The organism is Marinoscillum sp. (assembly GCF_965229915.1).
GTDB lineage: Bacteria > Bacteroidota > Bacteroidia > Cytophagales > Cyclobacteriaceae > Marinoscillum.
Map to the genome: position 1 here is coordinate 935923 of NZ_CBDDJZ010000001.1, position 23385 is coordinate 959307.

At 42.6% G+C, this 23385-nt stretch carries 25 protein-coding genes; 13 read left to right on the forward strand and 12 right to left on the reverse strand.

The window, feature by feature from the left end; all coding sequences use genetic code 11:
* Nucleotides 1–53 precede the first annotated feature (53 nt).
* Genes ACO067_RS04060 through ACO067_RS04075 form a run of 4 tightly spaced genes read left to right on the forward strand, consistent with a single transcriptional unit; the run spans nt 54 to nt 2894 of the window.
* Nucleotides 54–752 carry a TVP38/TMEM64 family protein gene (locus tag ACO067_RS04060; protein WP_421871081.1) on the forward strand — a complete coding sequence of 233 codons (699 nt, stop codon included), beginning with the start codon at nt 54–56 and terminating at the stop codon, nt 750–752.
* A gap of 51 nt (nt 753–803) precedes the next feature.
* On the forward strand, nt 804–1292 hold the full coding sequence (locus ACO067_RS04065) for a hypothetical protein (RefSeq protein WP_421871083.1): 489 nt from the start codon (nt 804–806) through the stop codon (nt 1290–1292).
* A gap of 58 nt (nt 1293–1350) precedes the next feature.
* Entirely contained in the window at nt 1351–2355 is a 1005-nt protein-coding gene (locus ACO067_RS04070; RefSeq protein ID WP_421871085.1) for a hypothetical protein, read from the forward strand.
* Between the two features lie 32 nt (nt 2356–2387).
* Nucleotides 2388–2894, forward strand: coding sequence for a hypothetical protein (locus ACO067_RS04075; protein ID WP_421871087.1), 507 nt, complete (start codon nt 2388–2390; stop codon nt 2892–2894).
* Here ACO067_RS04075 and ACO067_RS04080 read toward each other — a convergent pair whose 3' ends face one another.
* Nucleotides 2895–3977, reverse strand: coding sequence for an AI-2E family transporter (locus tag ACO067_RS04080; RefSeq protein ID WP_421871088.1), 1083 nt, complete (start codon nt 3975–3977; stop codon nt 2895–2897).
* A 165-nt stretch (nt 3978–4142) separates the two neighbouring features.
* Here ACO067_RS04080 and ACO067_RS04085 point away from each other — a divergent pair, with 165 nt between their 5' ends.
* From ACO067_RS04085 to cysM, 6 genes are all read left to right on the forward strand, one after another.
* The gene (locus ACO067_RS04085; protein WP_421871090.1) at nt 4143–4442 is read left to right on the forward strand and encodes a hypothetical protein; all 300 of its coding nucleotides are present in this window, start codon (nt 4143–4145) and stop codon (nt 4440–4442) included.
* Between the two features lie 925 nt (nt 4443–5367).
* Nucleotides 5368–5982, forward strand: a complete 615-nt coding sequence (locus ACO067_RS04090) for an ABC transporter permease (RefSeq protein WP_421871092.1) — start codon at nt 5368–5370, stop codon at nt 5980–5982.
* Between the two features lie 247 nt (nt 5983–6229).
* Nucleotides 6230–7744 (forward strand): FtsX-like permease family protein, encoded by a 1515-nt coding sequence (locus ACO067_RS04095; protein WP_421871094.1) that lies wholly within the window; start codon nt 6230–6232, stop codon nt 7742–7744.
* A gap of 101 nt (nt 7745–7845) precedes the next feature.
* Nucleotides 7846–8763, forward strand: coding sequence for a polysaccharide deacetylase family protein (locus ACO067_RS04100; RefSeq protein ID WP_421871096.1), 918 nt, complete (start codon nt 7846–7848; stop codon nt 8761–8763).
* Between the two features lie 199 nt (nt 8764–8962).
* Entirely contained in the window at nt 8963–9796 is an 834-nt protein-coding gene (locus ACO067_RS04105) for a serine O-acetyltransferase (RefSeq protein ID WP_421871098.1), read from the forward strand.
* A gap of 12 nt (nt 9797–9808) precedes the next feature.
* A complete protein-coding gene (gene cysM, locus ACO067_RS04110; protein ID WP_421871100.1) occupies nt 9809–10687 on the forward strand; it encodes a cysteine synthase CysM in 879 nt (292 codons plus the stop codon).
* On the opposite strand, the gene ACO067_RS04115 is transcribed toward cysM, so the two are convergent.
* The 4 genes from ACO067_RS04115 to ACO067_RS04130 form a co-directional block, all read right to left on the reverse strand.
* Nucleotides 10684–11223 carry a hypothetical protein gene (locus tag ACO067_RS04115; protein WP_421871102.1) on the reverse strand — a complete coding sequence of 180 codons (540 nt, stop codon included), beginning with the start codon at nt 11221–11223 and terminating at the stop codon, nt 10684–10686. The genes cysM and ACO067_RS04115 overlap by 4 nt on opposite strands.
* Before the next feature lie 129 nt (nt 11224–11352).
* The gene (locus tag ACO067_RS04120; RefSeq protein ID WP_421871104.1) at nt 11353–11898 is read right to left on the reverse strand and encodes a pyridoxamine 5'-phosphate oxidase family protein; all 546 of its coding nucleotides are present in this window, start codon (nt 11896–11898) and stop codon (nt 11353–11355) included.
* 121 nt (nt 11899–12019) lie between these two features.
* Nucleotides 12020–12262 carry a hypothetical protein gene (locus ACO067_RS04125; RefSeq protein ID WP_421871105.1) on the reverse strand — a complete coding sequence of 81 codons (243 nt, stop codon included), beginning with the start codon at nt 12260–12262 and terminating at the stop codon, nt 12020–12022.
* A gap of 54 nt (nt 12263–12316) precedes the next feature.
* Entirely contained in the window at nt 12317–13219 is a 903-nt protein-coding gene (locus ACO067_RS04130) for an NAD-dependent epimerase/dehydratase family protein (RefSeq protein WP_421871107.1), read from the reverse strand.
* Between the two features lie 268 nt (nt 13220–13487).
* Between ACO067_RS04130 and ACO067_RS04135 the strand changes: the two genes are divergently transcribed.
* Nucleotides 13488–13898: an Rrf2 family transcriptional regulator gene (locus ACO067_RS04135; protein ID WP_421871109.1), complete on the forward strand. Its 411-nt coding sequence runs from the start codon at nt 13488–13490 to the stop codon at nt 13896–13898.
* 56 nt (nt 13899–13954) lie between these two features.
* Nucleotides 13955–14797: an SDR family oxidoreductase gene (locus ACO067_RS04140; protein ID WP_421871111.1), complete on the forward strand. Its 843-nt coding sequence runs from the start codon at nt 13955–13957 to the stop codon at nt 14795–14797.
* A gap of 84 nt (nt 14798–14881) precedes the next feature.
* Here the strand turns inward: ACO067_RS04140 and ACO067_RS04145 are convergent, their stop codons facing one another.
* The 3 genes from ACO067_RS04145 to ACO067_RS04155 all read right to left on the reverse strand — a co-directional run bounded on the left by ACO067_RS04145 (nt 14882) and on the right by ACO067_RS04155 (nt 16923).
* Nucleotides 14882–15556 carry a TlpA family protein disulfide reductase gene (locus tag ACO067_RS04145; RefSeq protein WP_421871113.1) on the reverse strand — a complete coding sequence of 225 codons (675 nt, stop codon included), beginning with the start codon at nt 15554–15556 and terminating at the stop codon, nt 14882–14884.
* A gap of 119 nt (nt 15557–15675) precedes the next feature.
* A complete protein-coding gene (locus ACO067_RS04150; RefSeq protein WP_421871115.1) occupies nt 15676–16302 on the reverse strand; it encodes a hypothetical protein in 627 nt (208 codons plus the stop codon).
* A gap of 216 nt (nt 16303–16518) precedes the next feature.
* Entirely contained in the window at nt 16519–16923 is a 405-nt protein-coding gene (locus ACO067_RS04155) for a DoxX family protein (RefSeq protein ID WP_421871117.1), read from the reverse strand.
* A gap of 116 nt (nt 16924–17039) precedes the next feature.
* Here ACO067_RS04155 and ACO067_RS04160 point away from each other — a divergent pair, with 116 nt between their 5' ends.
* Nucleotides 17040–17375: a winged helix-turn-helix transcriptional regulator gene (locus ACO067_RS04160; RefSeq protein ID WP_421871119.1), complete on the forward strand. Its 336-nt coding sequence runs from the start codon at nt 17040–17042 to the stop codon at nt 17373–17375.
* 152 nt (nt 17376–17527) lie between these two features.
* On the opposite strand, the gene ACO067_RS04165 is transcribed toward ACO067_RS04160, so the two are convergent.
* The 4 genes from ACO067_RS04165 to ACO067_RS04180 all read right to left on the reverse strand — a co-directional run bounded on the left by ACO067_RS04165 (nt 17528) and on the right by ACO067_RS04180 (nt 23382).
* Nucleotides 17528–19336, reverse strand: a complete 1809-nt coding sequence (locus ACO067_RS04165) for a hypothetical protein (RefSeq protein WP_421871121.1) — start codon at nt 19334–19336, stop codon at nt 17528–17530.
* A gap of 323 nt (nt 19337–19659) precedes the next feature.
* Nucleotides 19660–20373: a DUF4276 family protein gene (locus tag ACO067_RS04170; RefSeq protein WP_421871122.1), complete on the reverse strand. Its 714-nt coding sequence runs from the start codon at nt 20371–20373 to the stop codon at nt 19660–19662.
* Complete coding sequence (locus ACO067_RS04175; protein ID WP_421871124.1) at nt 20364–21551, reverse strand: ATP-binding protein; 1188 nt, start codon at nt 21549–21551, stop codon at nt 20364–20366. The genes ACO067_RS04170 and ACO067_RS04175 overlap by 10 nt, the downstream gene beginning before the upstream one ends.
* Nucleotides 21552–22380: 829 nt before the next feature.
* Nucleotides 22381–23382 (reverse strand): metallophosphoesterase family protein, encoded by a 1002-nt coding sequence (locus ACO067_RS04180; protein WP_421871126.1) that lies wholly within the window; start codon nt 23380–23382, stop codon nt 22381–22383.
* Nucleotides 23383–23385 lie beyond the last annotated feature (3 nt).

Here is a 23385-nt window from a genome sequence, read left to right on the forward strand (position 1 = left end):
TTTTATCTATCTCCAAACAAACAATCTTTACCTCCAATTTGGTTTACTCTTAGATGAGAAATGTTTCACTGAGCAAACTAATCCCTGCTATTGTCACAGTAACGCTGATTGGCTCGTTAGTTTTACTCTATTTCCTCCATCAGGAATTTCAGGATTTTGCTGATAAAGGCTGGACCGTACTCACCAGCGGGGATGAACAACGCATCAAAAACTGGATCAGCAGTTTGTCTTATTGGGGTCCATTGATCATCCTGGCGGGGTTTCTGGTGCAGATGTTTGCTTTTGTGATCCCTTCCTGGTTGTTGATTGTGGTGAGTGTGCTGGCCTATGGTCCCTGGCGTGGAGGTGGCCTGGCTCTGGGTGGAGTGTTGTTAGCCTCAGCGGTAGCCTATGCCATTGGTCAGTACCTAAGTGAATATACCGTTCAAAAACTGATCGGGAAGAAATCGGAAGAAAAGATGAAAACCTATCTAGATCGCTATGGGTTCTGGCTAATCGCTTTGTTTCGGCTAGCCCCTTTCCTATCCAATGATACCATCAGCTTTGTGGCCGGTCTATCCTCTATGCGGTTTCGAAAGTTTATTGCTGCCACGGCTCTAGGTATTACTCCACTTATTGGGTTTGTAGCTTATCTAGGAGAATCAACGGACCGATTGAAGTCTGGACTTATCTGGTCATCGGTGATTGGTCTGATCGGTTTTGCGGCGTATGTTTGGTGGGATCAGCGTCAGCAACACCAACACCATGATTAAATAAAAACCAGAGTCGATTGTAATAAATGACCATAAGTCTCTACTAACCTTGTGATAACCATTTATGTCTTCCCGATGAAGTTCAACGCACTGTCCCTACACATTCAATCTGGTACTTATTCCAAATTTGACAAACAAGTCGATTGTCTTAGAAATATCCTCACCGAATTAGAATTGGTAGATCTCCCTGAGGACCAAATCCAATCAATCAATGAACAAATTGACTACCTGAATAGCCTGACCAGTCATGAAAAGGAACTCACCAAACAAGTGCGGAAGGTCAAAAACGAAATCGTCAAGTCACTGGAAAAATCGGTTAAAATTGTCCCTAAAAACTACTACCGAAACCTGTGGATGGTTATTGGTATGTCCGCTTTTGGGCTACCCATTGGTGTTGTCTTCAGTACGATCATTGACAATTTTGCATTCATCGGGGTGTTTTTGCCAGTGGGAATGACCCTCGGCATGGCAATGGGAGCTCAAATGGACGAGAAGGCCAAAAAAGAAGGCCGTCAATTGAATGTGGAAGTGAGCATGTAAAAAGCTCTTCTTCGCTGTAAGAAACCGACTGATCGAGACACTTAATACAAAAAGCATCATGACTTCAGTTTCAGCGTATCGGTCTCGCTTCCTCACTTTGGCTATTCCTTTGAGCATTGCAGTGATTGCCGTTCTCATCAAGGCATTGAGTCCTGTTCTGACAGATGAGCTGGCATTCGGGATCATTTATGACCTGACTTTAACCAGCCCGCTGCTCTATCTCCTGGTCATTTGGAAAAAGCAAATCCCTAAAATCACAGCTGTGCCCGTTTTTGTGCTAGGTGTAATTGTAGCTTCTTTCCTAATCCCTGAAGACCAACAGTTTCACCTGGACATTATCAAAAATTTTGTCCTCCCAATAGTAGAACTCACCGTGATTACGCTGATTGTGGTGAAGGTTCGGCAAGCCATCCAACTCTACAAAAAGCAAGATGTCACTACCGATTTCTACTCCCAGTTCCAATCCACGGCAAATGACTTACTGGAAAACAAAACGTTGGCCAATGTGCTGACGACAGAGGTTTCTATGATCTATTATGCGCTGATCAACTGGAAACGAGAGAAACCAAAAGCCAATGCATTTACCTACCACAAGGAAAGCGGCACCCTGGCCTTGCTTGGTGCTGTCATTTTGATTTTGCTGGTAGAGACTATAGGTCTGCACTTTTTACTGATCCAATGGAATGCTATTGTTGCCTGGGTGATTTTTGGCTTGAGTCTTTATACAGTGCTGCAGGTATCGGGGCATGCCAAAGCGATGAAACGACGATTCATTGAAATCACTGAAGATCAATTGATTCTGAGATATGGACTGTTTGGTGATGGGATTGTTCCTCTGGATACTATCGAGTCCATAACACTCACCAGCAAGGATCTACCTGAAGACCATCAACAAGAGGTGGTGCGACTGGCTATGCTTGGTGAGTTGGAAGGATACAACACCATCATATACCTCAAAGAACCCGTAACCATTGCTGGAGCTTATGGATTGAAGAAAACGGGGACTATATTGCTACTCCATGTGGATGAAAAAGAACGGTTTTTATTGGAACTCAATCATTGAATGAGCATCTTTCGTTTTGATTAACTAACATCATGGACGAATTTGTCATCAAAGCAAAACACTATCAGATCGTTATCTCCTTTCTGATTCCAACGATTATCGCCGGAGCTATTCCAAGTGCCAATGAAACGATCTACTTGATTAAAAGCATCTTTGTATTCTTACCTTCTGTGGTCTGGATATTTGTTCTTGGCAAATCTCTGAACCGATGTGTGCCCGGTAGATATCGATTAAATGAGACCGGACAAACCGTCAGTATTTTTATCTTCGTCATAGCCTATGTCACACTAGTCATGTTCACTGCGGGCATGATCTATTTTACCGGATTAGCCGCATTTATCCCGTTATTTATCATTGGATGTTACTTGTACCTGTTCTACTTTGCCGCCAAGGCATTGGTCACGGCCGAAAAAGGAAAACCAGCTTCATTTGGTGAGTTTTTCGGAGAAATGATTCTATTTATCTTCTCCATTTTGGGTGTGTGGGTATTCCAACCGAGAGCCAATAAGCTTTGGAAGGCCAATCAAGATAAATATTGATTAACCCAGCTCCTTGCCAGTCTTTTTATCCATCAGCCGAACGAAGAATCCAGCATCTGCCACATGCTCCAGGATCACTTTGATGAGGAAGGTCATCGGTACGGAGAGCAGCATGCCCGCGGTACCCCACATAAATGCCCAAAAAACCAAGCTAAATAGCACCGTCACGGTGTTGATGGATAAGGAATCTCCGGTCATCTTGGGCTCTACGATACTGCCCATCGTCAGCTGGATGGCTTCCAGGCAGATAAACAAAAAGACAAACTCTGAGACACTCTCAGCAGTCAATCCTCCGATGAGCAATGGCGGCACAATGGCTATCAAAGAACCGACATAAGGAATGTAGTTGAGCACAAAGGCTAAAATCCCCCAGAGCAAAGCATATTGAATGCCGAAAAACCAGCTAATCAGACCAATCCCCAACCCGGTGAGCAAACTAACTATGGTTTTCACCTTGATGTAAATACTAATGGAATCCTTCACTCTTCGGAAGGTTTCTGATGCCACAGAATGCTCATCACCGTTTTTACCCATGATGTAATCAATTACTTTTTCGTACTCAGCAATGGCCCCCAACAGGCCAGCGAAGTACAAAATGGTCATGAGCAACTCGGTGGCAAACCCGCTCAACGTGTTGAGGAATGAACCCGACATGGACAAAACCTTATCTGTCGGCACCACACGAGATAAATATTCCTTCAACTCATCCTCTTTGAGTTCTGAGCCTACAAATCGCGTTACTTCATCGATGATCGGTTTCAGCTCAGCTGTCACTCCTGAGAGAATGGTCTCCCGATTGGAGATGAAGCTACTGACCGCATTGTAAAAGATAAAACCAAGTCCGAGGAATACGATGACAGAAACGATGGTTGTGAGAACTACACTTAGATTCAGTGAAAACTTCCTGCGAAACAGATCTACCAGTGGCTGCAAGAGAATAGCGAAAAACAAGGCAAATGCCAGCGGTACAAATAGGTCACTGAGAATCTTCAACAGGTAGAGAATAACAATGCCTAAAAAGACTACCAGAATGTTTTTGATCACCCGCAGTGAGCGGGCCACGTCATCGTTAATTTCACTCATTGATTCTAGAACGGTTCTACAGCCAAAATCTTATCTGATTTGACCTCTGCAATTATCGCTAAAAAGTAATAGAGCTGGCACATCATCAACCATCGAATCTGAATTTATTCAAACAATTGCATTATTTATCAGGTTATGTATTTGATTATCAAATAGTTGAAAATTATGGACCGAGATAAAATCAAACATAAAGCAAAGGAAAAAATTGATGACATATTCAATAATCTGGATGAGTTGGAAGCTTCGGCTACTTACATAACCGCTGATCAGAAAAAGAAATGGCAACAAGAAATGAGCAATCTGGACAAATCCAAAGATACGATCAAGTCACTCTACGACAGTTTATTGGATGCAACAGATGATTCTTTTGACCATCTACAAAAGGCATTTGATCAAATGGCTGGAGTGATGAAAAATCGCTTATCTGCGATCAAAGAAGAATACAAAGAGGCTGTAGAGGCGTAAGAAAAGTATAGGTTGTGGAAAGCCTCTGCAAAGCAGATGACCATTTGGTTATCTGCTTTTTTTGGATCAAGCAATATTTCTGTGGTTTACTGCTTTTTTGAATAAAATTGAGGTTGAACCAATTAGATCATTCGGTTTAGGAATACTGTATATTTCTTTGGCTTTGTCTTCAAGTCTAGCCCAGTGCTCACAAATTCTTTAATCTTACTTTTCCATTGATGAAAAGTAAGCAAAAATCTAGGCTGCGTACATTTCTTAACGCTTTTCCAATCCAAAAATTAGCGAATAAAAGAAACTCGCCATTTCGTTTATTATATAGCGATATAATGAGATTACGGCTCAGACAGTCTTTTATTCGTAAATCCAATTTTTGTCTCGGAAAACCTAAAATGAACGAATGCCCGTCCCCAATAAATACTATCATCCCACAGGTTTCGGATTGATCCCTTTTTTTTGCTCCACATAAAAGCCAGATTACTTCAAAACAAAAAGGGTAGCTACCCATATGATAGGATAGCTACCCTTTCCATTTAATGCAGGACCGTAGCCCGTCATTCAATGCCAAACTACAGTTCAAAAACAGGAAAGAGCCCTCCTCTGGAGTATCCAAATTCTTCTCTTACCACCTCGATATTGCCACGCTATGATCAGCCTTAGCTTCTGATAACTTTTGCGCTACCGACAGAAACTCTCGTTTCGTTTTCTATCTCTTGTTTGGTATCTCTAAGGTAGACTCATTTCTCTTCCATTCCAATAATTTACCTCCCTGGTTTCCCACAAGTTTTGCACCTAATTATACCATAGTTGTGCACCTGGTTATCAACACTTTAAGGTTAAAAAATGCTAAAAAGATAACCGCTGACATAAAAAGCGCAACCTAAGGTGTCTGGATGTAGTGTATTGTCACAATCAAACTAACGGACTAATGATCAAAAACTACCTCAAAATCACCGCGCGGCATTTGCTGAGGCAGCCGGGCTACACGACACTCAATATTTTAGGCCTGACCATCGGCATTGTATCCTCACTGCTCATCGTACTCTATCTGTACCATGAGATTAGCTTCGACAATCAACACTCGAAAGCAGATCGAATATACCGCATCTCATCAGACATAAAGGAACCGGATAATGCTTTTAGGTGGGCAGTGACTCAATTTCCACTCGGCCGTACGGTGAAAAATGAGTTTTCAGAAGTAGCACAATATGTTCGATTTATTGGAAATGGCCGGACGCGTTTTCAACGTGAAGATATGAGCTACTACGAAGAGGATATTTTCATGGTAGACAGCACCGTGTTCAATGTCTTCGACTATCAACTCCTATCTGGCAATCCCCAAACCGCGCTTCAAGGGCCCAATTCCATCGTTATCAGCCAGTCAATGGCTGAAAAGATCTTCAAAGGTGAAAATCCAATTGGTCAGATGTTAAAAACAGACCGCAGCTCCCTTGAAGTAACTGGAGTATACCAGGACATTCCCACCAACTCACATATCCGACCCAATGCAATGATTTCTGCAAGTAACCGTAGATCGCAATAACTCCCAAAGCTGGGGAGGATTTGGGATATACACGTATGTACTGGTTCAAGAAGGAACTGACATATCAACCCTGGAAACCAAGCTAAACGATATCATCATCAAGCAGTATGTCGCCACCATTTTTGATCAATTTGACATCAAAGTCAGGTATGAACTGATCAACATCAAGGACATCCATCTCTATTCTACTTTTGAAGGTGAACCCGAAGCACTCGGCAATATCAAATACATCTACATATTTGGAGCAGTGGCGGTATTTTTAATTTTGATCGCCAGCATCAACTACATGAATCTCTCCACTGCCAGATCGATGAAAAGGGCTTTGGAAGTAGGCATCAGGAAAGTAATGGGAGCGCAACGCCCCATGCTCATTCGTCAATTCATGACCGAGTCTATCCTGCTGACTATTGCCTCACTTCTGATTAGCCTTATACTGATCATCATTCTGGTCCCAATACTCAACTCCAGACTTCAAACCTCCATGTCATTGACTAGCCTGGGCGACCCTTTGGTCATTTTGGCTATTGTCATCATGCTGTTAATCACTGGCGTACTCAGCGGAAGCTACCCTGCCTTTTATCTGTCAGCCTTCAAGCCGGCGGCAGTTTTGAAAGGCAAGGGAAGCAAATCTGGCAACAAAGTACTGCGTAGCACCCTGGTGACCATACAGTTTGCCATTTCCATGTTTATGCTCATTGGCACACTAGTGATCTATGATCAAATGCAGTACCTGCGACAAAAGGATCTGGGGTTTGACAAGGAAAAAGTACTGCGCATAGTGCTGGACAATCAGAATGCCCGTGAAAAGTGGTCCGTTCTCAAAAACCGGTTGCTGCAAGATCCGAATATAAAGGACGCGGCTACAGCTACCACCTCCCCCGGACGTGGGTTTGGTAAAAATGTGATGCTGGTGGAAACCAACGAGGGTGTGATGGAAGACTATGGGGTGGACTCTTACGGCATAGATTACGACTATTTGCCCGTGCTGGGGATAGAGCTTACTGAGGGGAGAAACATTGATCCAAAGTATCCAACAGACACTGCATCAGCCGTACTGGTCAACGAAGCTATGGTGGCCAGAATGGGTTGGGATACCGCCATTGGAAAACGATTCCAATTTGATGGGGACAGCACCAAATATCACCACGTAATCGGAGTGGTGAAAGACTTCCACCAACGATCTCTATATGATCCGATAGAAGCTCTCCTATTCATCCCTAGCCTGAACAACTCCAATGCGCTGATTAAAATTGGTGGCGATGTAGCAGCAGGCATCAGCTTCATAGAGCAAGCCTGGTCAGAAGTCTTCCCCAACAAACCTTTTGAATACAGCTTTCTCGATCAGGACTTCATGGAGCAATATGAAGCAGATCAGCTAAGAGGTAGTCTGTTCTTAGGTTTTTCTATCATGATGATCGTCATATCTTGCCTCGGCTTGCTGGGTCTGGCCTCCTTCATCGCAGAGCAGCGCACCAAAGAGATCAGTATCCGAAAAGTACTCGGAGCTGAAGTTTCGGGTCTGGTCTCTCTCCTGGTGAGAGACTTCCTCCTGCTGGTGATCGTCGGTGCTATACCAGCATTTGGTATTGCCTATTACTTCATGAACGAGTGGCTTTCAACTTTCGAATACCACGTAAATATGAACTACTTCCTTTACTTCCTGGTGCTTCTTGTCATAGGTGGTGTTACCATCCTGACCACTGGTTATCACGCGCTACGAGCCGCCACAAGCAATCCGGCGGACAATTTGAAGTATGAGTGACGAAAAAGAGAATGGTACGAGAAACCGGTCAAACCAAAATTTGGTCGGTTTCTTTTTGACTGAATCCTTTCGTTTGTAAATTCTATTACTACTTTATAGTAATGAAGCAACTTATAGTACTCCTGGCAGTTGCGATCTCACTCAAGGTCACTGCTCAGAAACAAGTGGTTATCACCATAGACGACCTCATCAGTAATGGCCCATTCCGTGACCTGGCCCATATCCAACAGGTCAACCGACAAGTGCTAGATACAGCACTTAAATACGATGTACCCGTTATTGGATTCGTGAACGAAGGCAAGCTTTTCCGAGAAGGTGAAGAACAGGATCGTAAACAAATACTGAAAGACTGGCTGGAAGCTGGAATGGACCTGGGCAATCATACCTACAGCCACCCGTCACTGTACAATACTCCGCTAGATGATTACAAAGAAGAGGTCCTCAAAGGTGGTATTTATACCTCATCTGTACTAGAAGACGCTGGCAGTAAAATGCGGTATTTCAGACACCCTTACCTGAATACCGGACCTGATAGCACCACACGTGCATCTTTTGAGGCTTTTCTCGCAGCGGAGGGCTACACCATAGCTCCTGTCACGGTGGAGAGTAGCGATTATGTATTCAATAAGCTGTATGCTAATGCCGTACTGGAAGGAGATACTGCAGAAATGAAAGTTGTGGGTGAGACTTATGTCAGTCATACACTTAGGATGTTTGACTGGATGGAAGCAGTCGCTGACACAGTGGTAGGACGGGCTATCCCGCACACTTACCTCTGCCATGTCAACCCACTCAATGCCAATTATCTCGGAGCTATCTACCAGGGACTAATAGATAAGGGCTATGAATTCATTACCCTGGAAAAAGCATTGGAGGATGAAGCCTATAGCAAAACGGATTACCACATCGGGCAGTGGGGTGTGAGCTGGCTGTATCGCTGGGACAAAGGAAACGTGCAAAAATGGCTAATGACTGAACCAGCGATTGATCCTGAGATCCTCAGAAAGTACCAGGAATAGGTTTTTAAGTTTGACGTTTTTAAGTTTGACGTTTTAGGTTCTAATTGACCTACACCCCAACACAAAGACCCAAAACCCACTTAGAACTTAAAACCTAAAACCTAAAACTTAAGGCACCTGAACTAAATGACTGCCAAGCGACCTTTCATCCTAAACATCGACTTATTTTTACCGTTAGGTAAGTCTACGCTTAATCGCTATGAAAGAATCATTCATCAAGAAAATATACGACTCCCACCAGGAGTACACCAAAATACCCACGAAAGCCGCTATTATTAGCTTCTTCAATGAACTACTGGGGGTGCTATTTCCTGATTTTTCGAGTCATCGGATGGAATCCGAGAAGCAAGTGGAGCAAATCCTGACTAGTCTCCAGCAGAAAATGCGGGATGTACTGCTTAGAAACATCGCTTTGGAAGGGGAAACACAAGAAGAAGTTATCGAAGCTTTTTTTGACAGCCTGCCCACGCTTTACAATCGATTAGAAAAAGACATAGAGGCCATGTATGCCGGTGACCCGGCTGCCACTGATCACTCGGAAATCATTCGCTCTTATCCCGGGTTTTATGCCATTGCGTCTTATCGTTTGGCCCATGAGCTAGCACTACTAGGCGTTAAAAACATTCCCAGGATCATTACCGAGCACGCCCACAGCAAAACGGGAATCGACATTCACCCCAATGCCATTATTGGAGAATACTTCTGCATTGACCATGGTACGGGCATTGTTATAGGCGAAACGACCATCATTGGCAAACACGTGAAGATCTACCAGGGAGTCACGTTAGGAGCACTGAGTGTGGATAAAAAAGACGCCAAGGTGAAGCGTCACCCGACCATCGAAGACCATGTGGTGATCTACGCCGGAGCGACTATCCTGGGAGGAAAAACCCGCATTGGTAAAAACTCCACGGTAGGTGGTAACGTCTGGCTCACCAAAAGCATACCGGCAAACTCCCGAGTGTATTACAAGGTATCTCTGCACGACGAATCTGAGGATAAGTCCGAAATGATCGTGGTAAAACAAGCTTAGAAAGAGTAAAACATGAAACTATTTGACCTGATAGGCAATACGCCACTCGTTGAAATTACCCGCATCAATAAAAACCCGGAAGTCAAAATCTATGGAAAGCTGGAGGGTCAAAACCCTGGTGGAAGTGTAAAAGATCGTGCGGCTTATGGTATGATCACTGAAGCACTGAAACGCGGAGACATTAAGAAAGGCGATAAACTGGTGGAGGCTACCAGCGGCAACACTGGGATCGCTCTGGCGATGATTGCTCAGTCTGCCAGTTTGCACATGACCTTGTTAATGCCTGAGAATAGTACCAAAGAACGGATTCAGGCGATGAAAGCCTATGGTGCGGAAGTCATCCTCACTCCTGCCGAAAAAACCATCGAGTATTCAAGAGAGCTTGCCGAAGAGATGGCAGCCAATGAAGGTTACTACATGCTGAACCAGTTTGCCAACCCGGATAACTATGGCATGCACTACAAGACCACAGGACCAGAGATCTGGCGAGATACCAAAGGGAAAGTCACACACTTTGTTTCTGCTATGGGTACTACTGGCACCATCATGGGCGTGTCCAAGTACCTGAAGGAACAGAATAAGGGTATTCAGATCGTTGGTACGCAACCCACCGAAGGCTCTTCTATCCCAGGTATCCGACGATGGTCTCCGGAGTTCTTACCCAAGATCTTTGACCCTGCACGAGTGGACCAGGTGATCGATGTAAGTGAGGACAATGCCAGACTCATGGCACGGAGACTGGCTAAAGAAGAAGCGATACTTTCTGGTATGAGTAGCGGTGGAGCGCTGACTGCTGCACTGCAAGTGGCCGCAACCATTGACCAGGGAGTAATTGTATTTATAGTATGTGATACAGGCGAACGCTACCTGAGCTCTGGGCTGTTCGATTAGTCTTCCGACGCTACCAGGCTGATGGCTACATTAAATTTCCCATCATCTATTTCTTTGACTCTTCCGGTACGGGTGCGAATGGTCCCTTTGACTTCACCACTGATCACCTGATCTTCATACTCCAGCACAGTCACTTCCAGGTCCTCAAAAGTGACTCCAATGAAGTTGACATTATCTTCTGGCCCAAACATCATTTCTACAGATTCATTTCGGTCAACCAACTGCAACTCAGCATACCCATCTGATTGTGTACTAGACATAGTTAGCGGAAAAGTCTGTTGGTCCAATCGGGAGTCTAAAATGTGTAATTCACAGTAAAACAGGTTTCCACCAAGCACGATGGACAGTTGATCCTGATTCGGTCCGGTGATATACGAATTGAAAACTCCCATATCTTCATGAAAGAGGTATTCCTCGTCATCTATGGTGAGGTACACATAGTATTCAGGCAGGATGAGCTCTTGCTCTTCCAGACTTACATGATCACAGGCTACCAGTGCTATCAAGGTCAGAGAATAAAGAATGGAAGCTTTCATCGGGTCCAAATTAGGGTTTTCCAGTAGAAGTTAGTCAAATGCTGCTTTTTAGAGGTAACGGCTCCTGAGTTTCAGTGGTTACACTCACTGGAGTGCTCACTGCTGATCATCAGCAGGATCCTAGAGTTATTATGGTTTCAGAATCTTGGTCTCAAACCCATCGATGCTCTGCTGGTTCTTGTTTTTCCAGTACTCTTCTATCCGCTCACGACCCTGCTTGGCTGACCAGTCATTGAGGGTAGTGCGCTCTTCTTTGTAATCCATAAAAGGTACGGCAAAACCACAAGACGTTTGTACCAAATCCACGTTCATTTCGATGATCTGACGTGCCCCTACATTGGGAGGAAATAATCCTATGTATTCATCAAATACGTTATCCCGCTCATGATAGATGTTCGCATGGCCATAAAGCCGTAGGATCATGGGCTTGCCTTCGAACGCACAAAACATGATGGTCATGCGGTCATTTTTCAGTAAATGTGCAGCGGTTTCATTGCCACTTCCAGTCAGGTTGAGCCACACAATCTTATTGGAACCAATCACTCGAAAGGAGTCCGTTCCTTTTGGCGAAACGTTCACACGACCATCGCTGGCTGCCGTGCCTACAAAAAAGATCTTTTGCTGTGCGATGAACTCTCTTTGTTCTTCTGAAATGGAATCGAATTGTTTGCCCATGATGCGCCCTTTTGATACTGAATGGGTAAGTTATCCAATCAAACGGGATTAACATTTGACAACCAGGTAATTCCGCAATAATTAAGGGCTAATCAATGGTAATGGAAGATCATTTTAAGACTCAGCACCTTCCTCTCGCACATGGACTATTGGTGAGGAAGAAACCGACAAAAGCACCCATCAGGATGTTATTGCCCATTTTGTCCGCAATCAATGCTCCGGCTCCCTCAATGAATAAGCTGATCAAAACGGTCAGGGCTGCCCCTGCCACCATATATAGCAACGTTCGGCGAATATGTCTCCACCGCTCCATACGCTTGGCTCGCTTGCCTTCCTGTCCTAATTGCACTTTTTCAAACTCCATGACGCTAAACTAATTGCCCTGGTTGGGAAGGTTGGTAACAAAGGATACACACGATTAGTCCACAGACACGTAGTTGCGCCAACTGTGTTGCTCTTGGAATCCCAGTACTTCGCGAATTTTACGATTGGAGAACAAGGCCTCATGCTCGTCCATTTCTCGGGTAACCGGTACCCCAGGAAAGAACCGCTCCACCAACTCCTTAGTTGGGATGATGGCCCCATTGTGATCGTTACCGGCATTAAATACCTGAAATCCCAGACCATCTTTCTGAATACACAGATCGACGATCTGGCCTAAATCTCGGGCGTCTATGTAGCAAAAAGCATTTCGTCTTCGTACTTCGGGATTTTTGAGATAATAAGGGAAAAGCTCCTCGTACTCATGTGGCTCGATGACATTGCCAATGCGCAGGGCGTAAATGTCAATTCCTGAGCGACGCTGAAAACTGCGGGCAGTCTTTTCATTGACCACTTTGGACAAACCATAGCTATCCATCGGGTCTACATCATAACCTTCTTCCAATGGGAGGGAATGTGGATCTGTTTGACCATCCGAAAAACAGATGCCATAAGTCGTTTCTGAAGAGGCGATCACCACCTTTTTTATACCGAGCTTGACCGCTGCCTCAATCACATTGTAGGTGCCCAGTGCATTCACCCGAAAGGTTTCATTATCAGGCTGGATCAGAATGCGCGGAATGGCCGCAAAGTGTACCACTGCATCAAACTTGGGCACTCCACCTTTTTCATCCAACTCATCCAATCCGGCATAAGAACTCATGGCATTGAACATCTGCCCGGAATCCGTGATGTCTGCAATCAAATTGTCTACGCCTGGCAGGTCCAGTGGCTTCAGGTCCACGTTGAGCACCCGATAGCCCTGATCGAGTAAGTACTGAATGGCGTATTTACCGGCTTTACCAGATCCTCCGGTGAAAAAAATGCGTTTCTTCGACATGAATGTGCTGTTTTGCTTGAGAATTAAACCACCTGAATAAATGGTGTTCAGCCTCTTTTTGTTTATTCAGCACTGGACTTTTTGGCTTCTTAGAGGTAGCTTTTTGGATGTAGCGAAAGATGCCTTTGATAGAACCGATACCGAAACAATTGATTCTCAGCCCTTTGAATCGAGTCGATATGGTAAAACTTCCAAGACACTCATAAATCAATCCTATTGTGTAACCTTTTTTATTACATTAAGTATAACTATCATAGATTAAGGACCAATGAGCAACACCCGATTTGCAACCGCACTACACATCATGACCTTGCTAGCAGACAGTAAGGATGAATGGTTACGGTCTGAATGGATCGCTGGGAGTATCAACATCAATCCGGTGATTGTCCGGAAGGAACTGAGTGTGCTGAATGCTGCAGGGCTCGTGGAGAGTAGGAAAGGCAAAACAGGGGGATTCACACTATCTCGAAATAGTGAGCAAATCACACTCGATGAAATCTATCTGGCAGTGAAAAATTCGGACGTATTGGGCAAAAAAAATCAACAGCCCAACCCGAAATGCCCCATTGGCAAAGACATCAATAACCAGCTAGATGGACTCTTTTCCAGCATAGATCAATCGGTGATAGATCAACTGAAAGGCAAGACACTTAATAGCTTTTTGACACAGTTTCATTGAGCTATTTTTTTGATTGATTATGTAACATATTTTATTACAATAAATAGATGAAACAAATGAAAATAGGTATTACTGGCGCAACAGGACAACTCGGGTCACTCGTAGTGGAACAGTTGAAAAAACGAACAGACGCGGATAATCTGGTAGCACTCGTGCGATCACCAGAAAAAGTGCAGGACATAGAAGCGCGAAAGTTTGACTACAATGAACCAGCTGGACTTGCTGACCAGCTAAAAGGTATCGACACCCTCCTGTTGATCTCCGGGAATGAAATAGGTCAGCGCGCCAGACAACATAGTAACGTCATCAATGCCGCTAAAGAAGCTGATGTGCAATGGATCGTCTACACCAGCATTTTGCAGGCGGATACTTCCACTATCAGTCTGGCAGAAGAGCATCGAGCTACCGAAAAGTTACTGAAGGACTCTGGTATTGACTTTACCTTGTTGAGAAATGGATGGTACACTGAAAACTACACCGCATCCATCCCAGGAGCGCTGCAAGGCGGAGCCTTTATCGGAAGTGCGGGCGATGGCAAAATTGCCTCTGCCAGCCGGATTGACTTTGCGGAAGCCGCAGCAGTAGTGCTCACCAGCTCTGGTCATGTCCACAAAACCTACGAACTGGCAGGTGATGAAGCCTATACTCTATCGGAACTGGCCGCAGAGATTTCCAAGCAGACTGGAAAGGACATTCCGTACAACAACTTGCCTGAGGCGGAGTATAGCAAGATCCTGCAGAGCTTCGATATCCCGAAGGTATTTGCAGATGGCATTGCCAGCTGGGATGTGAGTGCCTCCAAAGGGGATTTGTTTGACGATAGCCACACACTGTCCAAACTGATCGGGCGGCCGACCACCCCACTGGCTGAGGAAGTGACAAAAGCGTTGAAGGCATGAGTTACTCACTAGTCGTCGGACCACTGCTAGTGGTCTGACGACTGATTGGTTGGTAACAAAAGGCACACAAGGATATTGACCAGTTCAATTTACCGTTAACCCGCTCCAATCAATCTCACTTTCCTTGCTGTAATATCCCACTACAATTCCCTGCGGATCGATCAGAATGATCTGCGGATAGCGAACGATACTGTATCTCAGCTGGAAATTCATCGCATCGGAGACTAAGAAGATATTGTTCAACTCACCATCAATTTTACTAGTAATCTCATCAGCAGTTTCTATAAAACAATCAATCATCACAAAGTCTTCTTTGTTACTCATAGATTCGATTTTAGTATCGAGCTGTTTCAGTGCTGCTACATCTAGCATCGGCAAAAAAATCTCAAACTTAAGGACAATCCATTGACCTTTGAGTTCCTGACTTGCCACGGTCTCACCTGTCATGGAAGTAAATACAAACTCCGGGAGCGGTTTGCCTGGCTTAGTCTGGTCTTCTTCTGTACGGGGTGCTACTTCACGAGTAGTGGTATCCAGGAGGTACCTGGCTACTTCTCCATACTTATCTATCTCGTGTTCGAATGATACTCTGGGATTGTCAGTGATGTATTTAGAAAATTCCTCATCGCTCACCCTTTTGCCAGTGTGCTTGTTATAAATCTTACCACTTGGATCAAACGAGACCTTATGTGATACGCTTTGTCCGGTTAAATGACTCCATCCAAATAGAATGATCATGGAAACTATGATTGCTCTCATGTGGTTCTGCTGTGTTTAAAAGGTCGAAAATAACTGATAGCAAACTTTGATCCTAACAGGATCACGAAACAACACCATTGTAAAGTACATGAAGGAGTCATCACTTAGTGATCAAAATACTAATTACGCTGCTTGACCACTTCAAAATGGTCGTCTACATGCCTTAAGCGGATTTCACTAACAAGATCTTCCTGATAGTCATGCATATGGACAAACTCAGCTCCTGAGTAGTCAAAGATCAGTTGATCATCTTCCAACCGGATGGTAAGTTCTTTCTCTGGATAGACGCCGTTGTAAAAACCAAACAAGGGTCCCTCATCGACCTTTTTTAGGACATATAGATGGCCTAAATAGAATACCTCTCCGTGGTAATACTCAAACACGTACTGACCGGCAAGTCCATCCTCAAACCCAAGCACGGCTACCATGATGATGTTAGCTGAATCCACCGGAGAAACATAAGTGTAGGTAAAAAGTAACCGCCCATCCGATTGCTCACTGTAAATCAGATCAAACTTCCCATCATGAAGCAAACCGGCTGCCGGATCATACGGAGGAGCAATCCCCTGAACCCATATATGATCTGCGTCGATCAGGATGCTCTTGGTTATCCGGAAAGTATCTGGTGCCGCTAAATCAACGGAAGGCAGTTCGATCTGCTGGTAGGTATAGGATTGTCCGCTGGTCAAGAATGGAGTCAAGGTGATCAGGAGGATTAGCAGAATGCGTGGATGTGCTTTTGGCATTGGGTATGGAGCTGAGAACGCAAAGCTATGATAAGTAGGGATTAGTCCCGAAGCTTCGTGAACACTAATCTCTCGTCTCGCACACAACCCCGCCTACGCGGCCCGGCCTTGATTTAAATTTAAAACTTCGGGCCGCGCAGGTGTGGCTGACTTTCCAATCCCCACCAAAATATCCTGACCGATGAAACCCCATTCATACATAGCATTTGTTAGCGGCTACCTTTTATTTTTCGGTTCTATTGGCACTTTTTTAATTCGTCCCCACGCAATAAATATGACAGAAGCCAAAATGAAAATATTGAATCCAATTTGATTCCCTTCGCCTCTCATAATGTGAAATATACTTGCAGAGATCATAAGTGCGATTGTTCCATAAGCTGCATATATCGTCATTTTAGGCTGAACGCGAAGTGCGGAAGGTAAGGTCAAACCAAAACCTGCCAATAGGTCAAAAACTCCTGAGATCTTTACCAATTTAGGATTTTCCGTTACCCATAACCACGGTAACTCAGTTGGTTTAAATAGTTTCATTGCACCAGCCCAAATAAATGTTGCCGCTACGAGCGCTTGAAATATCCATAGGATAATATTTAGAACTTTGGTGTTGTTTTGAATTGTCATTGTCTAATGTCTTTTAGATATGGCTTAAAAATACTTACATTCACTATCCCTTTGATATTACTTTCCTATTGGATAGTGCTATCCATTGGGAAAGTAATGCGTTTAAAATCTAAGTTATGTTATCAAAAGGTGGCTGTCCTAAAACAATGCTTTCCATCAAAGATGCACTTGAGGTTCTTGAGGGAAAATGGAAATTGTTGATTTTATTTTCATTGTCTGGTGGCTCAAAACGGTTTAAAGAGATTAGTCGGGAAGTTGCCGGTATAACAGATAAAACTTTGTCTAAAGCATTGAAAGACCTGGAGATGAATCAGTTAGTCGAAAGAGAGGTATTCGATTCCTTTCCTCCAAGGGTTCAGTATTCAATTACAGAACATGGAATGTCGCTTGAAAAAGTTTTAGATGAATTACATTTTTGGGGGTTGCTTCACAGGAAAAAAATAATCGGTTGACATATGGCGGATGAGTGTCTGTTATCTTTTGTTCTCCTTTCCCATCTAGTCTAAACGTCTCAATTGGGCTGATAGATTTAGAACTTATTTATATGATCTCAGCGAGACACAAAGATCAAGAAAGAGGTTACAACACGCACCAATCAGGGTTATTAAATCCCCGCCACATTTATGTCTACGACTGTATTGATGATGTATGCAATGCAGATTAGTCCCGAAAGATAGATGGTGAAAAAGTAGAGTAGCCAGAGAATTTTGAAACCCTTCAACTTATCCGAGTACTTCAATTTGTCATACGAAAACTTTACTCCAAAAAAGATTTGCGAAGTGTAAAAGATAGCTGCCGGTATGTTGATCAAATAGCTGGCAAACGTTCTTTTAGGATTTTTTGATAGCATGATATGTAATCGCTCATCTTCGTAAAGGCTTTTGGAAAGCTTTCGAATAAAGAATGCATTGATTAAACTATAAAAAAGGAAGATGAAGATGGTATTTCTAAAAATCAGGCTTCTATTGTATCCATAATCCCACCAGTTGGCATTTAGCCAGCTAATGAACTCTTTTCCTTCAATGGTATACTTCCAGTTTTTGTACTCCTTGTTCAACTGCTGATAACTATCCGCATATCCTTTTTTCTTAAAATGATCAAGTAATTCCAAATAGGCACGGTTCATATGATCGTCAGTCCAGGACTCATGAGGTTTGTACATTTCATATCCCTGCCATCGAATAGACAGGTTGTCGTAATCCACGTTGTAAATAAAAACCTTTGATTTCTCGCCATTAGACCTGGGTTCTTGCCTTAGATCAATCCTTGGTGCTTTAACGTCAATTAACACAAGGGTATCTGGCATATGATAGATCTCCAGCTTCTTACTGAAATCAGTATTCCTAATGATCATATTCTCCCATTTATTGCCAATTATGTATTCATCGACGTTTGCATACCTCACGATAAGCTGGTTCGATGTATATGGATTATCGGGAAACTCGCTACCGTAGTTATAAATAATCCTGTTTGTCTTATATGGATCATAATCAATGTATAGGTTCTTTGTAGTAGAATATCCATCCAGCCAAAGCCTGTTAATCTTTGTTTTATTGATTTCAAGATTAAACAATCTTTCACCGCCCATTCTATACTTTTCTCCCGGTCTATTATTGTCATTATATACTCGCAAATAATGAATATAACTCTCTGTTATTTCTAGTTTATGGACATCTGATGAATCCTTGACAAAACTATTTCCATAAATTTTTTCAGCGTAATATTTTTTTATGGAGTCTCTTACTAGTCCCTTTTTTTCTTCATCAAGGTATCTCAAAACTTCCATTTGAGAACCCTGCATTTCCCTTCTCCAGTAATTGTTCAGTGGTCTGAAATCATATTCATATAGAATGCTACGATAATATTTTCTTGCGCTTAAATTGGTATGAACAATAGAATTATAAACTGAGACATCAGAAAACCAATTGACAGAAGATGTATCGAGCCAAGTATTTACCAAGCCATAATACAAAGAGTCACGACCATCGTCAAGTAGTCTGTAGCTGTATGGATTTTTTGGATCTGGAACATGTTTGAGGTGGTATGAATATCTGGGGTCAAAAAAATACTCTACATTAAAGTCTAAAAGATCAATCCATTCATAGTCCATCATTTTGGTAAGAGGTAAAGTACTTGAATCCTCTTCATTGTTTTTTTCATCGAAAGAGATATCATCTAGAAAGAAAAGGTCACTTTTTTTCAAGTACTGCTTGTAATCATCCATTGTCTTAATCCCACTTTCCAGATCAACTCTAGGCTTGGCAAAAATGGAATCAAGGTGGACCAGTAAGGAATCCTGCGCTTTACCGACATACTCCTTTAGCGGCTCAAATGAAATGCTGTCTCGGGTTAGTTGACCGTAAGTCGTTGAAGTGATACTTATTGAAATCAATATGTAAAGCCATCTTCTCATTTCTGTTGACTGAATTGAGTCTAAGTGAAGATAATGAAGAAAATAAACAAGCAAGAACAAATCTTACTCGAAGAATAAACACCCCACAGTTCCCTTCCGCTTTCATATCTTTGAAATGCAAAACTGTCAAAACTTTTATAACGCCTTATTCATACTTCGGTCTAAATCGAAGAAAATAGCATCCCATACTTAGAGTAGTTTATGAAAGACAACGATCAACTAAAATGAGTATGCGTCCCAGCTGCTAGAAGCACCGAAGTTGCTTTTTTGCATTATCATAACAGAGTGTACTGTTCGCATATTCATTTTAGTGTTTGTTGGGCTTAGTTCTCTTCAAATATTTGCTCAATTTCTTGAACTAGTTCATTCAATGAGTTGATGCGATGTTGAACTGCCAAATAAATGTTCCCACAGTCCAATGACCGAATAGTTCTGTTTATTGAGTTCTGAGTTTTGGAATATGCTTTGCCAACACTTTGGTAAATATCATGCAGCATTTTCGCAGGTTCGTCAATCAACTCTGTGTTGTACTCTTCCGGGTTAAATCCGAAATTGTCAATTACATGTTGAGTAGTCAGATTGGCATCAATTTGTTCATAATGATTTTCATCCGATAGAAACCAAGCCTCAACTTCCATTATGCTTAGAACAAAGGAGATTGGGATTTCCTTTTGTGGGACTTTAAACTTCAAACCAGTTATTAACTTATGTATGTCCGCTCGATCAATTGGATAAACATCTCTCAATCCAACTATTTTCCTGTAACCAGCATTTATAAGTCCAGTTCTTTGATCAAGTATGTATGATTTTATTGAACCATCTCCATTACAGTTGTAAATCAATACATAATATTTTGCTCCTTCATTCTCATCTGGAGATTCAAGGGTTGTTACTGCCACTGTTGACCTTGAGCCGCCTTTGACTTCTTTTATTTCTATCTGAATGTTTTTCTTTCCAAATACTTCATTAAGCAATTTCTTAACGAATTCTTGCTCAGTGTAACCTTCAACAAAAAATGCTATCTTTTTTAATTCCATCCAGTCTTAAAGAAATCTGTTGTGAAAAAATCAAAGTTGTTCAATCCAGTGAATTTGAATTCATTGAATTTTTCTGCGGAATTATGTTTGTTAAACATTTCAACAATGCCTCCGTTTCGCGAAATAATTTGCCAATACTCTAGATTTGTATTGTTCATGACAAATTTGTCATTTGTGGACATGATCAATTGAATGTCTAATTCATGAGATTTTTCAATCAGTAAGGTGATAAGTCTTGTTGATCTGTCAAAGTCCAATCCCTCACCTATATCATCTATAAGAATGTTAAGAGGCTTTCCCTCAAGAGCATAATAATTGTAATGAATAATTATTGACAATGCTCTGAACATTCCATCAGACATTTCATTTTGATCTGTAATGCCATTTCTGTCATTCTCATGAACTCTAATTCCAACAACTTTATTTCCTACTGGCGAATCAACTTGAATACTTTGCAATACACCTGTATCCACATTAGAAATATTATAACCTATAGAATTAAAATCGTGTATAACTTTATTAACGAATTCTGCTCGATGGCGCCCCTTTGCTTTTCTAAATACTTCAATGACCTGATTTGTTTCCTTTGCATCAACACTATCAGTTGGAGTTTTATTGGAGCTTATTAGAGCAAGAGTTTGTTTTTCTTGTTCTTTAGCGAATCTGAAATGACGAGTACTGTGAGCCCATAAATATAAATCTTCTAAATATGGATATTGGAATTCATCCCTTCTTGTTACGGCAAGTTCATTATGGGGAATTTTGAATTTTGTGTCTTTGCCTATTTCTTCGTTAAATATTCTTCCTTCGCCGTTTTCATTTCTGTCAATTAATTCCTTTTCATTTCGGATGAATTTTTCTTTGGAGATAGAGCCTTGGTTGTACTCAACTATATACTTAATCGAATGACCTGAGTTATTCTCAAAACATGCTGCATATGAGCCAGAATTATACTGAATTTTTGGATTTTGAAGTATTCTGGATAAGGCAGAAATAACGTTCAGAGTCCTTGATTTCCCCGATGCATTGCTTCCAACTATTAGATTAATATTGTTAACATCGAATGCCTTTAGTTCCCAATATCTTGGTGAGTTTTCATATTCTCTGTATGAAAATTTTTTAAGAATCATAGGATTTGAGTTTTTCTTTAAAGTTACGCTTTTAATTGACCTTTCCATTTAGCAAGTCAATTAAGCCCAACGTCCGTATATGTTGCACAAGTGTAACATATCCTACTTATAGCTTTCAGCTGTTTTCATTTTATAAATCATTGACTTTTAGTGTTATAGCCGTCGATAACCGGTTAAAGCCGTTTTCAAACGGTACTAACAGCCATTATCCATTTCCAAAATACCACAATTTCACTTCACCACACAACTCCCACCAGCATCTGGAAAGAAAATACCCTAAAGTGGTGAAGAGGAAAGAGAGAAAAAGTAGGATTATTTTTAGTGATAGGCTTTTTAGTGCGTAGTGATTGATTTTTTAGTGACTAGTCTTAGGTGATTAGTTAGGTAGTGAATAGTGACTGAAGATAGAGCTTCCACAAGGCCAATAAACAGTCAGTGGGCAGGTCACCCACATGCATTCATGTCTGCACTCAAAGGGAAGTTTGTCTGCACTTGCGTACCTACTGGTTGACGTCCGCAGTTCTATTACCAAAACGATACGTATCTTAAGAAAAGAAGATAGGTATCTTAACAAATTATGATAGGTATCATTTGTGGAAAAGATAGGTGGAGTAAACAAAGCTGAGCTGAGGTTGTACTAAGTGAATTGATGTGTTGTTCGCTGCTTTTTCCTGGTAAAGGTGCTGCATAAATCATTCCAAAATCTTAGGTAGTCCCGATAACTATTGGAAGGGGTAGAGAAGCGTGTAGTGACTTGTAATTAGTCTTAGGGTGATTAGTGACTGGTCTTCTAGTGACAGGTGATTAGTTGCGAGTGATCAGTTAGGTAGTGATTAGTGACTAGTCGTAGAGTGATTAGTGATCGGTGAAAGATCGTTCATTCTGCCACTTCCTGCTCAAATACCAGCGTATCACCATCCAGTGGTACGTGCCCGGTCTTGTCCAGAATACCTTCCATCAGCACATTGGCGATGCTCACTTCCTCGTCTACGGTGACCAGCACTACCTGGTCCATGGACCGACCTTCTTCTGGTAACTGCACACCACCCGTGGTGGCCAGGTTGATGTAATCATGTCCGTTCCGCTCGGTATGCTTGTACACATGCGTGTGTCCATGAAAGACCGTGTATTCTCTACCGGCCAACGCCTCCTCGATCTGACCAAACTGTTCATTTCCTTCACGCTCCCAAATGGGCTTGTGCATGAAAAGAAACACATGCCGCACTGCTGCATTTTCCTGAATCACCTGGAGAAAATAGTCAATCTGCGCTGCTCCAAGATTACCGGTAGATCGCTCTGGCAGGCTGTAGTAGTCCGTTTGAGGGAATGCCTCCCAACCTGCGGTATCAATCACACGCATCGCATCATTTCTGATCTGCTCGATCTCTGCCATTCGGTCTGCCGTGTGATCCTCGGTATCCAGCACCAAGAACAAGACATCCTTGTAGATAAAATGATAATAACGCGCTCCAAGACGCTCTTCCCAAATCTCTTGTGCGAGCACTCCGGTGAGGTCATGATTGCCACCCGTATAAAAAACAGGAGCGATGGCCCGCTCAGCACGAGCATCAAACGAATCCCATTGTTCATTCCATTCTGTTTCGTTATTTGCACCTTCGATCAAATCGCCTACATTCATCACAAACTCCGGCCGCAGCAAATTGATTTGAGCTACTGCTACCTCAAAAATGCGATCACGCTCACCGCCAGTCAGATCACTGAAAATGGCAAAAGTGAATTTGTCGGCAGCAGCATCAAAGTTCGTGTGGGTCCACGGTTTGGAGCCGGACGTCACCTCATGGGTGAAATCTGATTTAGTTGTCGGCTGGCATGCACTGATGAAAATGAATACCAATGGGAGTAAGTAGATCAATCGCATATA

Bases quoted from the DNA above. Each gene is read 5' to 3' on its own strand.
- ACO067_RS04130 (WP_421871107.1), bottom strand. From the start codon at position 13,219: ATGTCGAAGAAACGCATTTTTTTCACCGGAGGATCTGGTAAAGCCGGT.
- ACO067_RS04075 (WP_421871087.1), top strand. From the start codon at position 2,388: ATGGACGAATTTGTCATCAAAGCAAAACACTATCAGATCGTTATCTCC.
- ACO067_RS04125 (WP_421871105.1), bottom strand. From the start codon at position 12,262: ATGGAGTTTGAAAAAGTGCAATTAGGACAGGAAGGCAAGCGAGCCAAG.
- ACO067_RS04140 (WP_421871111.1), top strand. From the start codon at position 13,955: ATGAAAATAGGTATTACTGGCGCAACAGGACAACTCGGGTCACTCGTA.
- ACO067_RS04160 (WP_421871119.1), top strand. From the start codon at position 17,040: ATGTTATCAAAAGGTGGCTGTCCTAAAACAATGCTTTCCATCAAAGAT.
- ACO067_RS04145 (WP_421871113.1), bottom strand. From the start codon at position 15,556: ATGAGAGCAATCATAGTTTCCATGATCATTCTATTTGGATGGAGTCAT.
- ACO067_RS04090 (WP_421871092.1), top strand. From the start codon at position 5,368: ATGATCAAAAACTACCTCAAAATCACCGCGCGGCATTTGCTGAGGCAG.
- ACO067_RS04120 (WP_421871104.1), bottom strand. From the start codon at position 11,898: ATGGGCAAACAATTCGATTCCATTTCAGAAGAACAAAGAGAGTTCATC.
- ACO067_RS04175 (WP_421871124.1), bottom strand. From the start codon at position 21,551: ATGGAAAGGTCAATTAAAAGCGTAACTTTAAAGAAAAACTCAAATCCT.
- ACO067_RS04060 (WP_421871081.1), top strand. From the start codon at position 54: ATGAGAAATGTTTCACTGAGCAAACTAATCCCTGCTATTGTCACAGTA.
- ACO067_RS04080 (WP_421871088.1), bottom strand. From the start codon at position 3,977: ATGAGTGAAATTAACGATGACGTGGCCCGCTCACTGCGGGTGATCAAA.
- ACO067_RS04100 (WP_421871096.1), top strand. From the start codon at position 7,846: ATGAAGCAACTTATAGTACTCCTGGCAGTTGCGATCTCACTCAAGGTC.
- ACO067_RS04070 (WP_421871085.1), top strand. From the start codon at position 1,351: ATGACTTCAGTTTCAGCGTATCGGTCTCGCTTCCTCACTTTGGCTATT.
- ACO067_RS04155 (WP_421871117.1), bottom strand. From the start codon at position 16,923: ATGACAATTCAAAACAACACCAAAGTTCTAAATATTATCCTATGGATA.
- ACO067_RS04165 (WP_421871121.1), bottom strand. From the start codon at position 19,336: ATGAGAAGATGGCTTTACATATTGATTTCAATAAGTATCACTTCAACG.
- ACO067_RS04150 (WP_421871115.1), bottom strand. From the start codon at position 16,302: ATGCCAAAAGCACATCCACGCATTCTGCTAATCCTCCTGATCACCTTG.
- ACO067_RS04115 (WP_421871102.1), bottom strand. From the start codon at position 11,223: ATGAAAGCTTCCATTCTTTATTCTCTGACCTTGATAGCACTGGTAGCC.
- cysM (WP_421871100.1), top strand. From the start codon at position 9,809: ATGAAACTATTTGACCTGATAGGCAATACGCCACTCGTTGAAATTACC.
- ACO067_RS04180 (WP_421871126.1), bottom strand. From the start codon at position 23,382: ATGCGATTGATCTACTTACTCCCATTGGTATTCATTTTCATCAGTGCA.
- ACO067_RS04085 (WP_421871090.1), top strand. From the start codon at position 4,143: ATGGACCGAGATAAAATCAAACATAAAGCAAAGGAAAAAATTGATGAC.
- ACO067_RS04135 (WP_421871109.1), top strand. From the start codon at position 13,488: ATGAGCAACACCCGATTTGCAACCGCACTACACATCATGACCTTGCTA.
- ACO067_RS04170 (WP_421871122.1), bottom strand. From the start codon at position 20,373: ATGGAATTAAAAAAGATAGCATTTTTTGTTGAAGGTTACACTGAGCAA.
- ACO067_RS04105 (WP_421871098.1), top strand. From the start codon at position 8,963: ATGAAAGAATCATTCATCAAGAAAATATACGACTCCCACCAGGAGTAC.